The organism is Mesorhizobium sp. B2-6-1, assembly GCF_006440475.1.
GTDB lineage: Bacteria > Pseudomonadota > Alphaproteobacteria > Rhizobiales > Rhizobiaceae > Mesorhizobium.
The window spans coordinates 378,480-391,233 of record NZ_VFUH01000001.1; the positions used below are offsets into that span (position 1 = coordinate 378,480).

Annotated in this window: 14 protein-coding genes; 7 read left to right on the forward strand and 7 right to left on the reverse strand. The window is 64.8% G+C overall.

Going from position 1 to position 12,754, the window contains the following annotated elements:
- Positions 1-44: 44 nt before the first annotated feature.
- The 5 genes from FJ443_RS01905 to FJ443_RS01925 all read left to right on the forward strand — a co-directional run bounded on the left by FJ443_RS01905 (position 45) and on the right by FJ443_RS01925 (position 4,298).
- Positions 45-734 carry a CerR family C-terminal domain-containing protein gene (locus tag FJ443_RS01905; RefSeq protein WP_140563811.1) on the forward strand — a complete coding sequence of 230 codons (690 nt, stop codon included), beginning with the start codon at positions 45-47 and terminating at the stop codon, positions 732-734.
- Positions 731-1,684 carry an HlyD family efflux transporter periplasmic adaptor subunit gene (locus FJ443_RS01910; protein ID WP_140625296.1) on the forward strand — a complete coding sequence of 318 codons (954 nt, stop codon included), beginning with the start codon at positions 731-733 and terminating at the stop codon, positions 1,682-1,684. Before FJ443_RS01905 ends, FJ443_RS01910 begins: the two co-directional genes overlap by 4 nt.
- On the forward strand, positions 1,681-2,601 hold the full coding sequence (locus tag FJ443_RS01915) for an ABC transporter ATP-binding protein (RefSeq protein ID WP_140563813.1): 921 nt from the start codon (positions 1,681-1,683) through the stop codon (positions 2,599-2,601). The genes FJ443_RS01910 and FJ443_RS01915 overlap by 4 nt, the downstream gene beginning before the upstream one ends.
- A complete protein-coding gene (locus FJ443_RS01920; RefSeq protein WP_140559144.1) occupies positions 2,598-3,734 on the forward strand; it encodes an ABC transporter permease in 1,137 nt (378 codons plus the stop codon). Before FJ443_RS01915 ends, FJ443_RS01920 begins: the two co-directional genes overlap by 4 nt.
- 258 nt (positions 3,735-3,992) lie before the next feature.
- Positions 3,993-4,298, forward strand: coding sequence for a DUF1236 domain-containing protein (locus tag FJ443_RS01925; RefSeq protein ID WP_140491773.1), 306 nt, complete (start codon positions 3,993-3,995; stop codon positions 4,296-4,298).
- Positions 4,299-4,410: 112 nt separating this feature from the next.
- Here the strand turns inward: FJ443_RS01925 and FJ443_RS01930 are convergent, their stop codons facing one another.
- Both FJ443_RS01930 and FJ443_RS01935 read right to left on the reverse strand, forming a co-directional pair.
- On the reverse strand, positions 4,411-5,391 hold the full coding sequence (locus FJ443_RS01930) for a threonine/serine dehydratase (protein WP_140491775.1): 981 nt from the start codon (positions 5,389-5,391) through the stop codon (positions 4,411-4,413).
- A gap of 147 nt (positions 5,392-5,538) precedes the next feature.
- Positions 5,539-5,862, reverse strand: a complete 324-nt coding sequence (locus FJ443_RS01935; RefSeq protein WP_140514141.1) for a hypothetical protein — start codon at positions 5,860-5,862, stop codon at positions 5,539-5,541.
- Positions 5,863-6,039: 177 nt separating this feature from the next.
- Here FJ443_RS01935 and mbfA point away from each other — a divergent pair, with 177 nt between their 5' ends.
- Positions 6,040-7,023, forward strand: coding sequence for an iron exporter MbfA (gene mbfA / locus FJ443_RS01940; protein WP_140491779.1), 984 nt, complete (start codon positions 6,040-6,042; stop codon positions 7,021-7,023).
- A gap of 42 nt (positions 7,024-7,065) precedes the next feature.
- Here the strand turns inward: mbfA and FJ443_RS01945 are convergent, their stop codons facing one another.
- Positions 7,066-7,410 (reverse strand): antibiotic biosynthesis monooxygenase, encoded by a 345-nt coding sequence (locus tag FJ443_RS01945; RefSeq protein ID WP_140524410.1) that lies wholly within the window; start codon positions 7,408-7,410, stop codon positions 7,066-7,068.
- Complete coding sequence (locus FJ443_RS01950; RefSeq protein WP_140491782.1) at positions 7,407-7,739, reverse strand: NIPSNAP family protein; 333 nt, start codon at positions 7,737-7,739, stop codon at positions 7,407-7,409. The genes FJ443_RS01945 and FJ443_RS01950 overlap by 4 nt, the downstream gene beginning before the upstream one ends.
- Before the next feature lie 162 nt (positions 7,740-7,901).
- Here FJ443_RS01950 and FJ443_RS01955 point away from each other — a divergent pair, with 162 nt between their 5' ends.
- Positions 7,902-8,576 carry a winged helix-turn-helix domain-containing protein gene (locus tag FJ443_RS01955; protein WP_140554711.1) on the forward strand — a complete coding sequence of 225 codons (675 nt, stop codon included), beginning with the start codon at positions 7,902-7,904 and terminating at the stop codon, positions 8,574-8,576.
- A 78-nt stretch (positions 8,577-8,654) separates the two neighbouring features.
- Here the strand turns inward: FJ443_RS01955 and ligD are convergent, their stop codons facing one another.
- From ligD to FJ443_RS01970, 3 genes are all read right to left on the reverse strand, one after another.
- Positions 8,655-11,168 carry a DNA ligase D gene (gene ligD / locus FJ443_RS01960; RefSeq protein ID WP_140662569.1) on the reverse strand — a complete coding sequence of 838 codons (2,514 nt, stop codon included), beginning with the start codon at positions 11,166-11,168 and terminating at the stop codon, positions 8,655-8,657.
- A gap of 12 nt (positions 11,169-11,180) precedes the next feature.
- Positions 11,181-12,059 carry a Ku protein gene (locus FJ443_RS01965; protein ID WP_140662571.1) on the reverse strand — a complete coding sequence of 293 codons (879 nt, stop codon included), beginning with the start codon at positions 12,057-12,059 and terminating at the stop codon, positions 11,181-11,183.
- A gap of 111 nt (positions 12,060-12,170) precedes the next feature.
- Positions 12,171-12,677 carry a ferritin-like domain-containing protein gene (locus FJ443_RS01970; RefSeq protein WP_140639448.1) on the reverse strand — a complete coding sequence of 169 codons (507 nt, stop codon included), beginning with the start codon at positions 12,675-12,677 and terminating at the stop codon, positions 12,171-12,173.
- Positions 12,678-12,754 lie beyond the last annotated feature (77 nt).

A 12,754-nucleotide genomic window follows, 5' to 3' on the forward strand; every position in this document is an offset into this window, starting at 1 on the left:
GATCGGATTTGACTTTAATCAATCGATTGATTAAAGTGTGCCGCATGATCAAGCCGCCCGAAGCCCGAACTCCTCGCCGCGAGCCGCCCGCCGCGGAGATGACACGTGAAGCCCTGGTCCGCGCGGCGCTCAAGCTGTTCGGACGACAAGGCTTCGACGGCACCTCCACGCGCGAGATCGCGGCGGAAGCCAAGGCCAATATCGGTTCCATCGCCTATCACTTCGGCAGCAAGGAGGGGCTGCGCCTCGCCGCCGCCGACCATATCGTGGAGACTATACAGTCGGTCGCCGGCCAGGCACTCGGCGAGGCGCGGGCGCCGGCAATCGCGAACCCCGAGACGGCGCGGGCACAGCTGTTCGCGGCGCTGGAGCGGATGGTGGCATTCGTCGTGGCCCAGCCGCAAGCCGGTGAGATCGTGCAGTTCGTGCTGCGCGAGCTCTCGCATCCGACCGCGGCGCTCGACCGCATCTATGACGGCGTGTTCGAGCCGACGCATCGGCGCCTGTGCCTGCTCTGGGAACAGGCGACCGGCGAGGCGGCCGAGAGCGAGGCGACCCGGCTCACCGTGTTCACGCTGATCGGACAGGTCATCTATTTCCGCATCGGCCGCGAGGCGGTCATGCGCCGCATGGGCTGGCGCGAGATCGGCGCCGCCGAGGCCGCCAAGGTGGCGGCCGTCACATCGGACAACCTCAGCGCCATACTGGCCGCCCGGAAGGGATCGAGACGATGAGCTTTCTTTGTTCGCTGCCGCTTGCCGCTCAACTCTTCGGCGCCTGCGCACCGGCTTCTCCGCTGGCCGTCGGCTATGTCGAAGGCGACTATGTGCTGCTGGCGCCGATCGAGGTGGCGCAGGTCGAGACCGTCGCGGTCAAGCGCGGCGATCGCGTCACATCGGGCACCACGATCGTGACGCTGGAAAACGCCGACGCGAAAATCGCGGTCGCACAGGCCACGGCAAGTCTCGCCCAGGCGCAGGCGCAGCTTGCCGATCTGCAGGTAGGCAAGCGGCCGGAAGAAATCGCCGCCCTCAAGGCCCAGGTCGACATGGCCAAGGCGCAGGCTGACGATGCCAGACGCAAATACGACCGCGCTGCCGACCTCTTCAAGCGCGGCACCGGCACGCAGGCCGACTACGACACCGCCTCGGCCACGCTGGAGACGGCCAACGCGCAGGTCGGACAGGCGCAGGCCAATCTCGCCGCGGGCGGCCTGCCGGCGCGTCCCGAGACGATCAAGGCCGCCGAAAGTCAGGTCAAGCAGGCACAGGCCGCGCTCGACCAAGCGGCGTGGCGGCTATCCAAGCGCACCCTGGCGGCCCCTTCTCCGGGCCGCGTCAGCGACGTCATTCGCAATCCGGGCGACACCGCAGGTCCGACCGCGCCCGTCATCTCCGTGCTGCCCGACGGCGCGGTGAAGCTCAGCGTCTATATACCGGAAGCCGCCTTCTCCTCGGTCAAGGTCGGCACCTTGCTCCGCGTCCATTGCGACGGCTGCGGCCCGGATGTGAAGGCGCGCGTCAGCTATGTCTCGCCCGATCCGGAATTCACCCCGCCGGTGATCTATTCGCTGGAGAACCGGCAGAAGCTGGTCTACCTCGTCGAGGCGCGGCCGGAGGGCAGCGCCGGCGCCTTGCAGCCGGGCCAGATCGTCGACGTCGAGCTGGCGGTTTCAGGGAAATGAACGTCATCGACGTGCACGGCCTGGTCAAGCGCTTCGGCGACAAGACCGTCGTCGACCATGTCACGATGACGGTGGCGGAAGGCGAGATCGTCGGCTTCCTCGGCCCCAACGGCTCGGGCAAGACCACCACCATCCGCATCATGTGCGGCCTGCTGACCCCGGACGAGGGCGAAGGCACGGTGCTGGGTTTCGACATCCTCACCGACAGCCTGCGCATCAAGCGCGAGGTCGGCTACATGACGCAGAAATTCTCGTTCTACGAGGATCTGACGATCGGCGAGAACCTCGAATTCGTGGCGCGGCTCTACCGGTTGAAGCCGGTCGAGGAGCATGTCGCCAGGACCTTGGAGGAACTCGGCCTGACGACACGCCGCAACCAGCTCGCCGGGACGCTGTCGGGCGGCTGGAAGCAGCGGCTGGCGCTGGCCGCTTGCATCATGCACAAGCCCAAGCTGCTTCTGCTCGACGAGCCGACGGCCGGCGTCGACCCCAAGGCGCGGCGCGAGTTCTGGGACGAGATCCACCGGCTGGCGAGCGGCGGGCTGACCGTGCTGGTCTCCACCCACTACATGGACGAGGCCGAGCGGTGCCATCGCATCAGCTATATCTCCTACGGCAAGATGCTGGCGACGGGCACCGTCGCCGAGGTGGTCAGGAATGCCGGCCTGACCACTTTCGTCCTGCAGGGCCCGCGCCTCGACCAGGTGGCGCAAGCGCTCGAAGGCCGGCCGGGCGTCGACCAGGTGGCGCCGTTCGGCGCGACGCTGCATGTCGTGGGAGCCGACAAGAAGAAGCTGGAGGCGGCGCTGGCCGATGTCGAGAAGGAGCACAAGGGCGTGACGGTGGCGCCGGGCGAAACCAGCCTCGAGGACGTCTTCATCCAGTTCATGTCCGGCTCGAAGGACAACATGGCATGAACGCGGTCTTCTCCTTCGCCCGGCTCGGCGCGCTGCTGATCAAGGAGTTCATCCAGATGCGCCGCGACCGCATCACCTTCGCCATGATGCTGGGCGTGCCGCTGATCCAGCTGGTGCTGTTCGGCTACGCCATCAACAACGACCCGAAGAGCCTGCCGGCGGCACTCGTGGCGACGAGCAGCGATCCCTATACGCGCGCCATGGTCTCGGCGCTGCAGACCACCGGCTACTACCGTTTCGACCATGTGGCGCAAAGTGCCGAGGAGGCCGAATTCCTGATGGCGCGCGGCGACGTCGCCTTCGTCGTCACCATTCCGGCCGATTTCGCGCGGCGGGTGGAGCGCGGCGACAATCCGCAGATCCTGATCGAGGCCGACGCCACCGACCCGGCGGTTGCCAGCGGCGCCATCTCGACGCTCAGCACCGTCGCCGGCCAGGCGCTGCTCAGAGCGCAAGGCATGCAGGAGGCCGCCGCCGAGGCCGCCCGGGGCCAGCTCGATGTGGTCGTGCACCGGCGCTACAATCCGGAGGGCATCTCGCAATACAACATCGTCCCCGGCCTGCTCGGCGTCATCCTGCAGATGACGATGGTGATGATGACCTCGATCGCGCTGACACGCGAGACAGAGCGCGGCACGATGGAGAACCTGCTCGCCATGCCGTCGAGCCCGCTCGAGATCATGCTGGGCAAGGTGCTGCCCTATCTGGCGGTCGGCGCGGTGCAGGTCGTGGTGGTGCTGGCGGCGTCGAAGCTTCTGTTCGCCATTCCCTTCACCGGATCGATGACGCTGCTCTTGTCGGCGGTGCTGGTGTTCGTGCTGTCCCTGGTGCTGCTCGGCTACACGATTTCGACCGTCGCGCGCACGCAGATGCAGGCCTTGCAGCTCACCTTCTTCTTCTTCCTGCCGTCGATCATGCTTTCAGGCTTCATGTTTCCCTATCGCGGCATGCCGGGCTGGGCGCAGATCTTCGGCGAGATCTTTCCCCTGACGCATTTCCTGCGCATCACCCGTGCCGTCATGCTGAAGGGCGCGCAGCTGCCGGCGGTGGCCGTGGAGATCGGCTGGCTGGTGGTGTTCGTGGCGCTGTTTGCCGGCGTCGCCCTGGTCCGCTTCCGCCGCACGCTGGACTGAAAAACAGCCCCTGAGAGGGTCCAGGGTTCCATCGAGCCCTGGACCCTCCCGTTGGAACCATGCTTCTGCCCCGGCGTTGTCGATCAGCCTCGCCGCTGCCACTTGCGGGCCAAGACGGCCCCCTCAGTGCAAGCGAAGCCCTTGGCATCTCGAGTCCGGCCGGATCATCTGGCGGGATGCGGAATGCCATCAAAACAACGGGATAGAGCGCAGACTTGCAAGTGTATTGCGCTCTATCGACCAGCAATGGAGGCAATGATGAGACTGTATCTTTCCGCCACCGCGGCCGGGCTTCTGCTAGCCGCCGGCATCGGTGCCGCCGCTGCTCAGGACGTGATCATCGAGCCGCAGCAGGAGACCGTTATCCGCGAATATGTGCACAAGAAGCCGATCGCCTCGGTCGACCTGCTGGGCGTCCAGCTGGCCATCGGCTCGACCTTGCCGGACACTGTTGAGCTGCATGCGATCGATGTTCCTGATGTGCAGTACCGCTATGTCGTCGTCAACGGTCAGACCGTCCTCGTCGATCCCGGAACCCGTCGCATCGTGAAAGTCATCGACTGACGGCACCGTCATCAGCTGACGGGCACTGGGCAATTCCAGGAAAAGTGCGCAGCGGTTTCCATCCGGAATTGCGAAACAACAAGGCTGCCCGCCCTGCCATGCAGGGCGGGCGTCAAGCGGCAGCAGCCATGATCTTGGCATAGGCGTCGAAATCGACATTGCCGCCAGACAGCACCACGGCCACGCATTTGCCGGCCAAGTCGATCCTGCCCGACGAGAGCGCGGCGAGCCCGACGCAGCCGCCGGGCTCCACGACGAGCTTGAGATGGGCCATGGCGTCGCGCATGGCCTGCTTCGTCGCCTCCTCCGAGACGGCAATCCCGCCGGCCAGCGTCCTGCGATTGATCTCGAAAGTGAGCGCGCCCGGCTCGGCGACGAGAAGTGAATCGCAGATCGAGGTGTGGCCGGGCTCATTCGCTACCCTGGTGCCCTTGGCCAGCGACCGGCTGGTGTCGTCGAAAAATTCCGGCTCTGCCGCCCAGACGGCGGTGGCGGGCGAACCGTCCTTGACCGCGATCGAAATCCCGCTGCTCAGCCCGCCGCCGCCACAGGGAACGATGACGGCGTCGAGGCTCACGCCAAGCGCCTTGGCCTGACGCAGCAGTTCGAGGCCGATCGTGCCCTGGCCGGCGATGATGGCGGGATCGTCATAGGGCGGCACCAGGACCATGCCCTTCTCCACGTAAGGCCGCACCACGGCCACGCGGTCTTCGCGGACGCGATCGAAGGCGACCACTTCGGCGCCCATCTTGCGGACATTGCCGATCTTCATGGCCGGTGCGTCCGACGGCATGGCGATGACCGCCCTGACGCCGAACATGGCGGCGGAAGCGGCAACGCCTTGCGCATGATTGCCCGAGGAAAAGGCGACCACGCCGCGGCCACGCTCCTCGGCTGATAGCGAGGACAGCTTGTTGTAGGCGCCGCGGAACTTGAACGAGCCGGTACGCTGCAGCGTTTCCGGCTTGAACAGGATGCGGCCGCCGAAGCGGCTGTTGAGCTCGGGCGATTCGATCAGCGGCGTCTCGACGATAAGGCCGGAGAGCCGGGCGGCGGCGGCGTGGATATCGGCGATGCCGGGAGGCGTGGTCATGGCGGGTCCTGTAAGATGTGGTCCGGCCATGGTGCACGCAAAGGGCCGCGCGAGGCCAACAAAAAAATGTAACCCTCACAAGGTTTGAGATCACGACGGCCGGCAGTGCTGGCAGTCACCTGCCTGCCGGTCCGTCCAGTTCAACCCTCACCCCAACAACGTCCGCTGCCGCTTGTTGCCGCCGGCCTTGCGCCAGGCGTTGAAGCGATGGGTGGCGGCGGCAAAGGAAATCTTCATCTGCTGGGAGACCGAATAGCGCGACTTGCCTTCGTCGAACATGCGGTAGCAGCACTCGACGCCTTCCTCGGTCAGCTTGCCGTCGAGGGTCTTGTTGTGCGGGTTGGCGGGATCGAACTTCTCGATCTGCTGCTCGACCAGACCTTTCAGGCGCTGCAGATCGGCCTCGATGCTGGCTATGAGGTCGAGGACGGGTTTCGGGTCGAAGTGATGGGCGTCCGGCTTTGCAGTCATCGGCGGCTTCCTCGGTTGTTGGCTTGAGTTTGGTCATATAAGTGAACATTTGCCGATAATGAAGAGGCGGCGCCGAATGGCGGCTTCAACAAATCTTGACCACTGCCCAGGCGCACGATTGACCGATGCGGCAGCAAACTTTAGTTTAGAACAATTCTAAACTAGGGTGATTTCCTCATGCTTTCCCGTGTTTTCGGCTTCGGCCGCCGCTCCTTCGATTCGCTCTCCGAACAGGAGATCCTGGCGCTTGCCATCTCGTCGGAAGAAGACGACGGGCGCATCTATCGCGCCTATGCGGATGGGCTGGCGGAGGATTTTCCGCAATCGGCCAAGATGTTCGAGGACATGGCCGAGGAGGAGGACGGTCATCGCGACGCGCTGATCGAGCTTTTCCGCAGGCGTTTCGGGGAGCGCATTCCGCTGATCCGGCGCGAGCATGTGAAGGGCTATTACGAGCGCAAGCCCGACTGGCTGGTCAAGCCGCTCGGCATCGAGCAGGTACGCCGCCAGGCCGAGGCGATGGAGCGGCAGGCCTATCTGTTCTATGTCGAGGCGGCCAGGCGCACCACCGATGCCTCGACCAGAAAGCTGCTCGACGAACTGGCGGCGGCGGAACAGAGCCATGAGAGCATGGCGCAGCGGCTGGAGCAGCAGCACGTGCCGGGCACCGTGAAGGTCGAGGAGGCGACGGCCGAGCAGCGCCAGTTCATCCTCACCTATGTGCAGCCGGGACTGGCCGGACTGATGGACGGCTCGGTATCGACGCTGGCGCCGATCTTCGCCGCCGCCTTTGCCACGCATGACACGTGGCAGACGCTTCTCGTCGGCCTCGCCGCCTCGATCGGCGCCGGCATCTCGATGGGCTTCACCGAGGTCGCCTCCGACGACGGCAAGCTGTCGGGTCGGGGTTCGCCGGTCAAGCGCGGCCTGACCGTGGGCATCATGACGACGCTCGGCGGCCTCGGCCATGCGCTGCCCTACCTGATCCCGCATTTCTGGACGGCGACAGCGGTTGCCGCCGTGGTGGTGTTCTTCGAACTCTGGGCCATCGCCTTCGTCCAGAACCGCTACATGCAGACACCCTTCCTGCGCGCCGCCTTCCAGGTGGTGCTCGGCGGCGCGCTGGTGTTCGCGGCGGGCGTGCTGATCGGGAACGCATAGGGTTCATCCTTCTCCCCTTGTGGAGAAGGATGAACCTGCCGATTAGCCGTTCACGGCCCGGCTATCCACCGGCGCCTGTTGCCTTTCACTCAAGCCATAATCGCGCACGACGTGCGCGATGCGCAGGCGGTAGTCGGCAAAGATGCCGCCGCGCCCGGCCTGCTGCGCCTGCCGGTGTTCTTGCGTGTTGCGCCAGGCCTTCACCGCATCCTCGTCGCGCCAGAACGATAGTGACAGGATGCGGTCCGGATTGGCGAGGCTCTGGAAGCGCTCGACCGAGATGAAGCCATCGATGCCTTCAAGCAGCGGCCGCAACTGGGCGGCGATGCCCAGATAGGCGTCGCGCCTGCCCGCGGCCGGCTCGACCTCGAAGATGACGGCGATCACGGCAGCACCAGCTTCGCGTGCGGGCCGGACGCCAGTTTCAGGAACATGCGGTCCTCCTTGAGGATGAATTTTTCACGGCGGGCGAATTCGTAGTTTGCCTTGCCGGCCGGGTCGGCGGCAAGCCGGGCCCTATAGGCTTCATAGGCGGCCAGGCTTTCTATGTTGTAGGCCGCATAGGCGGTCGTGGCCGAGCCTTCATGCGGCGCGTAGTAGCCGATCAGGTCGGCGCCGCAGCGCGGAATGGCCTGGCCCCAGTTGCGGGCATATTCCTCGAACGCGGCCTTGCCGAACGGATCGATCTCGTAGCGGATGAAGCAGGTGATGGTCATTCCGGTCTCCCTGGATTTGTCGCATCGATAATTCGATCTCTGTCGAAACGGCGCCCACGCCGGTGTGCTAAGCAGTTTCCTGTCAGGAGCATCATCAGCGCTCCTTGAGCTCAGCGAAGGATAGTGATTATCTGGCGAGAATGCTTCGATAGGGATGAAACTATGCGCGAAGGACCCGACATTGCCCGCATCGCCAGCCTGATCGGCGACCCGGCCCGCGCCAACATGCTCAACGCACTGATGGGCGGCACGGCGCTGACGGCAAGCGAACTGGCGCTCGAGGCCGGCGTCTCGATGCCGACCGCCTCCTCGCATCTGTCGAAACTGATGGAAGGCGGGCTGCTGACCGTGGCAAGCCAGGGCCGGCATCGCTATTACGGGCTCGCCGGGCCGCAGGTGGCTGAAATGATCGAAGCCATCGCCGGCGTCGCCGAAACCATCGGCCCCAGGCGCGTGCGGCCGGGCCCGCGCGACGGGGCGATGCGCGTGGCGCGCGTCTGCTACGATCATCTTGCCGGCGAGCAGGCGGTGGCGATGCTCGACCGCCTCATCGACCGGAGACTGCTGCTGCGAGACCACGGCGAAATCCGCTTGGCGCCTTCGGCCGCCTCGCATTTCGCGGCGCTAGGGATCGATGTGGAGGCGAAGGCCCGGCGGCCGGTGTGCCGCGCCTGCCTCGACTGGAGCGTACGGCGCTCGCATCTCGCCGGTACGCTGGGCGCCGCCATCCTCGACAAGATCCTCACCGAGAAATGGGCGCGCCGGGAGAAGGACAGCCGCGCCGTGATTTTTTCGCCGCCCGGCAAACAGGCGTTCGAGAAGGTGTTTTTGGCTTGAGCTATCGGCGCTGTTGCCAGCATCGATTCGTCGGCGGGACAGGCGCGAAGGATCGCCGCGCTGCAAATGCGGGCAGGATTACCCCCGCTTCAACACCTTCCCCTTCTTGAAGAAATCCTTCCACGGATCGGCTTCCGCGAGTTGCTTCAGCGTCGTCTTGTCGCCGATGGGGAATGCGTTCGGCGGCAGGCCGGCCTCGATCTCGGCCCAGGTCACCGGCATCGACACCGTGGCACCCTTCTTGGCCCGCGACGAGTAGGGCGCCACCGTGGTCGCGCCGCTGCCATTGCGCAGATAGTCGACGAATATCTTGCCGGTGCGCGCCTTCTTCGACAGCGTCGCGGTGTAGCGGTCGGGCGCGCCCTGTTCCAGCGCGCGCGCGAAATCATGGGCGAAGCCTTTCACCTCCTCCCAGTTGGCCGACGGTTTCAGCGGCACGACGACATGAAAGCCCTTGCCACCCGACGTCTTGACGAAATTGGGCAGCGACAGCTCGTCTAGCTTGCCTCTTATGTCGAGTGCCGCCGCCCGCACCGCCTTCACATCGACGCCTTCATCGGGGTCGAGATCGAAGACGATCTGGTCGGGACGTTCGAGCTCGTCGATGGTGCAACCCCAGATGTGGATCTCGACCACGCCGAGCTGGACAAGTGCCGCGACGCCGTCGAAGTCACGGATAAACAGGATTTCCTCGCCATCCGTGGGATCCCTCGTTTTCTCGATCTTGTCATGCATGCCTGGCGAGGCATGCTTCTGGAAGAAGCGCTGGCCGCCGACACCGTCGGGGGCCCTGACCAGGCTGAGCGGGCGGTTGACCACGAATTGTTTCATGCGCGGCCACACCAGCGCGTAGTGGTCGAGCAGCCCCTGCTTGGATATCTTTTCGTCGGGCCATAGGAGCTTGTCCGGATGGGACAGCTTCACCGTGGTTGTTGCCGTCCTTGCCGGCGTCGCGCCGCTTGGCGCCGGCTTGGCTCGGGCCGTGCTTTTACCTGTCGGTGCCTTCGGCTTTTCCTGCACGACTTCCTCCGCCGGCTTGTCTTCGCGCAGCCCCTGGAACGAGGCGTGGCGTACTATACGGTCGGAGGTCCAACTGCGGAACTCCACTTCGCCGACAAGCTCGGGCTTAACCCAGACCAGGCCCTTGCCTCTCGGCACGGCCTTGTCGAAGGGCGACGACTTCGTTTGCAGCGCATCGAGCTTCTTCTTCAGGGCATTGGCGCCGCCGGTCGAGAAGCCGGTGCCGACGCGGCCGGCATAGTGCAGCTTGCCGGCCTCGAAATAGCCGAGCAGCAGCGAGCGCAGCCCGCGCCCGGTCTTGTCGGACGGCAGGTAGCCGGCGATGACGAACTCCTGTCGCAGCGTGCATTTCGACTTCACCCAGGACGGCCCGCGCCCGCTGCGGTAGACCGCGTCGGCGCGCTTGGAGACGACGCCTTCCAGTCCCATGCGGCAGGCATGCTCGAGCATCACCTTGCCGGGCTCGGCGAAATGGTCGCTGAAGCGGACCGCCGAATCCTCCGGCTGGCTGGCCAGCAATTCCTGCAAGGCCTGCTTGCGCTCGACCAGCGGCTCGCGACGCAGGTCCCGCCCATTCAGCCGCATCAGGTCGAAGACGTAGTAGATGAAGCGGTCCGTGCGCTTCGCCGACAGGTCGGCCTGCAAAAGCGCGAAGGAAGAGACGCCGCTGTCGGCCAGCACCACGATCTCGCCGTCGATGATGGCGTCGCTGCATTTCAATCCGGCGAGCTCGGCGACGATCGCGTCGCCGAATTTCTTCGTCCAGTCGAGGCCGGTGCGGGTGAGCAGCCGCACGTCCGTGCCGGCGATCTGCGTCTGCATGCGATAGCCGTCGAACTTCACCTCATGCAGCCAGTCCTCGCCCGGCGGCGCTTCCCGCTCGAGCGTGGCCAGTTGCGGCTCGATGAAGTCGAGGCGCTTTGCGTGTCCGGCCTTGGCTTGGGCGGCGGCCGGTTTGTTGGAGTGCCAGACCTTCGCCTTCTCCCCTTTCGCGGCCTTGCCCGCCCCGACCTCCTCGATCGTCAGGCCCGACTTCACCGATTTCGGCGCTTCCTCCAGAATATCCTCGCCTGGCCGGGCCGCGCCATCGTCCGACTTGATCAGCAGCCAGTTGTCGCGCTTCTCTCCGGGGCGCGGTCTCAGCCGCACCAGGTGCCAGCGGCCGTGCAGCTTGTGGCCGTTGAGCTCGAAGTTGATATGGCCCTTCTTCATCGCCTTGGCCGGATCGCCCTCGGGCACCCATGTGCCCTCGTCCCAGACGATGACCGAGCCGGCGCCATATTCGCCCTTGGGAATGGTGCCCTCGAACGGCGCATAGTCGATCGGATGGTCCTCGACATGCACGGCGAGCCGTTTCTCGTGCGGATCGAGGCTGGGCCCGCGCGTCACCGCCCAGCTCCACAGCACACCGGCATGTTCGAGGCGCAGGTCGTAATGCAGCCTGGTCGCGGCGTGCTTGTGGATGACGAAGATGCCGCCTGCCTCGCTCTTCTTGCCGCGGGCGACCTTGCCGGAGGGTTCGGCGGTTTTCCTGAAATCGCGCTTGGCGTGATATTGTTCGAGGCTGGCCATCGCTACGTGTCCTCACGCCGATTTGCGCTTGGGCGCGGCTTCTTTCGGCTTGCCGCGTTTGACCGCCGGCTTGGCTTTCGCGGAGGCCTTGCCGCGGCGTTCGCCCGATCCGCCGTCCGACGAAAGGCTCTTCTTCAGAGCGTCGAAAAGATTGACGACGTTGGACGGCTTGGGCGCCGCCTTGGCCTTCGGCGCCTTGCGGCCCGCCTTCTTGGCGCGGATCAGTTCGAGCAGCGCATCCTCGTACTTGTCCTCGAATTTCGAGGGATCGAACTTCGCTTTCTTCTTGTCGATGATGAGCTCGGCCAGATCGGTCATCTCCTGATCCGTCTTCACCGATTCGATGTCGCCGAAGACGGTGTCCGGCTGGCGCATCGTGTTGTCGTAGCGCAACGTCGTCAGCACCATGCCCTTGCCGAGCGGTTCGATGACCACGGGACGTTCGCGCCGATAGAGCACGATGCGCGCCAGGCCCGCCATCTTCTTGCCGGCCATCGCGTCCCGGATGACGGCGAAAGCGTCCTGCGAGACCTTGTCGGCCGGCGCGACGTAATAGGGCGTATCGAGATAGATCTGCTCGATGGAGGATTTGTCGACGAAGCCGTCGAGGCTCATCGTGTGCGAGGACTCGATCTGGATGGCCTCGATCTCGTCCTCTTCGATGTGGATGAACTTGCCATCGTCGTCCTCGTAGCCCTTTATCTCGTCGCCATCCTCAAGCGGCTTGCCGGTTTCGGCGTCGACATAGATCCGCTTCACCGTGTTGCCGGTCTCGCGGTTGAGGATGCGAAAAGAGACCTTCTCGGCATGGGTGACGACATTGGTCAGTTCGATGGCGCAGGTGACCAGCGAAAGCTTCAGATAGCCTCTCCAGGCGGGACGCGGCGCCATGATGATTTCCTGTAGAGAAAGACCTGGCTGGAACGGACGACGACCCCAACGGTTCCAATCCGGTCGAGCCAAGGCCGGCGCGATTGCCACCGGCCCCGGCTCTTTCAGCCCCTATTCGGCGGCCTGCAGGTTGATCTTGCTTTCCGCTATTTCGGTCAGCTTGCGATCCGTCGCCTGCTCTTCCTTGAGGTTCTTGGCCAGAACGTTGGCGCAGTCGCTGCGGCCAAGCTGCTTGGCCCAGGCGATCAAGGTGCCATAGCGGGTCATCTCATAGTGCTCGACCGCTTGCGCCGAGGCGATCAGCGCCGCATCCAGCACCTCCTTGTCGTCGACGTCGCCGCTGACGTCGTCGGCTTCCTCGAGGATGCCGTCTATGGCCGGGCAGTTGACCTCCTTGGCCTTGACGCCGTGCAGTTCGAACACCTGCTCGACGCGCTCGACATGGCCCTTGGTCTGCTCGAGATGTTTCTCGAAGCCGGCCTTCAGCTGAGGATCCGTCGCCTTGTCGATCATCTTCGGCAATGCCTTCTCGATCTGCTTTTCGGCATAATAGATGTCGCGCAGCGTGTGCACGAAGAGGTCGTCCAGGGTTTTGATGTCCTTCGAAAAGAAGCCCATGATTGCGGCCCTTCCTTTGCTCTTGCGGTTGCGGGTTAGCGTGGGGCCGCAGGTCGGCGGCCCCATGGGCCGGCCAT

Bases quoted from the DNA above. Each gene is read 5' to 3' on its own strand.
- FJ443_RS01905 (WP_140563811.1), top strand. From the start codon at position 45: ATGATCAAGCCGCCCGAAGCCCGAACTCCTCGCCGCGAGCCGCCCGCC.
- FJ443_RS01910 (WP_140625296.1), top strand. From the start codon at position 731: ATGAGCTTTCTTTGTTCGCTGCCGCTTGCCGCTCAACTCTTCGGCGCC.
- FJ443_RS01915 (WP_140563813.1), top strand. From the start codon at position 1,681: ATGAACGTCATCGACGTGCACGGCCTGGTCAAGCGCTTCGGCGACAAG.
- FJ443_RS01920 (WP_140559144.1), top strand. From the start codon at position 2,598: ATGAACGCGGTCTTCTCCTTCGCCCGGCTCGGCGCGCTGCTGATCAAG.
- FJ443_RS01925 (WP_140491773.1), top strand. From the start codon at position 3,993: ATGAGACTGTATCTTTCCGCCACCGCGGCCGGGCTTCTGCTAGCCGCC.
- FJ443_RS01930 (WP_140491775.1), bottom strand. From the start codon at position 5,391: ATGACCACGCCTCCCGGCATCGCCGATATCCACGCCGCCGCCGCCCGG.
- FJ443_RS01935 (WP_140514141.1), bottom strand. From the start codon at position 5,862: ATGACTGCAAAGCCGGACGCCCATCACTTCGACCCGAAACCCGTCCTC.
- mbfA (WP_140491779.1), top strand. From the start codon at position 6,040: ATGCTTTCCCGTGTTTTCGGCTTCGGCCGCCGCTCCTTCGATTCGCTC.
- FJ443_RS01950 (WP_140491782.1), bottom strand. From the start codon at position 7,739: ATGACCATCACCTGCTTCATCCGCTACGAGATCGATCCGTTCGGCAAG.
- FJ443_RS01955 (WP_140554711.1), top strand. From the start codon at position 7,902: ATGCGCGAAGGACCCGACATTGCCCGCATCGCCAGCCTGATCGGCGAC.
- ligD (WP_140662569.1), bottom strand. From the start codon at position 11,168: ATGGCCAGCCTCGAACAATATCACGCCAAGCGCGATTTCAGGAAAACC.
- FJ443_RS01965 (WP_140662571.1), bottom strand. From the start codon at position 12,059: ATGGCGCCGCGTCCCGCCTGGAGAGGCTATCTGAAGCTTTCGCTGGTC.
- FJ443_RS01970 (WP_140639448.1), bottom strand. From the start codon at position 12,677: ATGGGCTTCTTTTCGAAGGACATCAAAACCCTGGACGACCTCTTCGTG.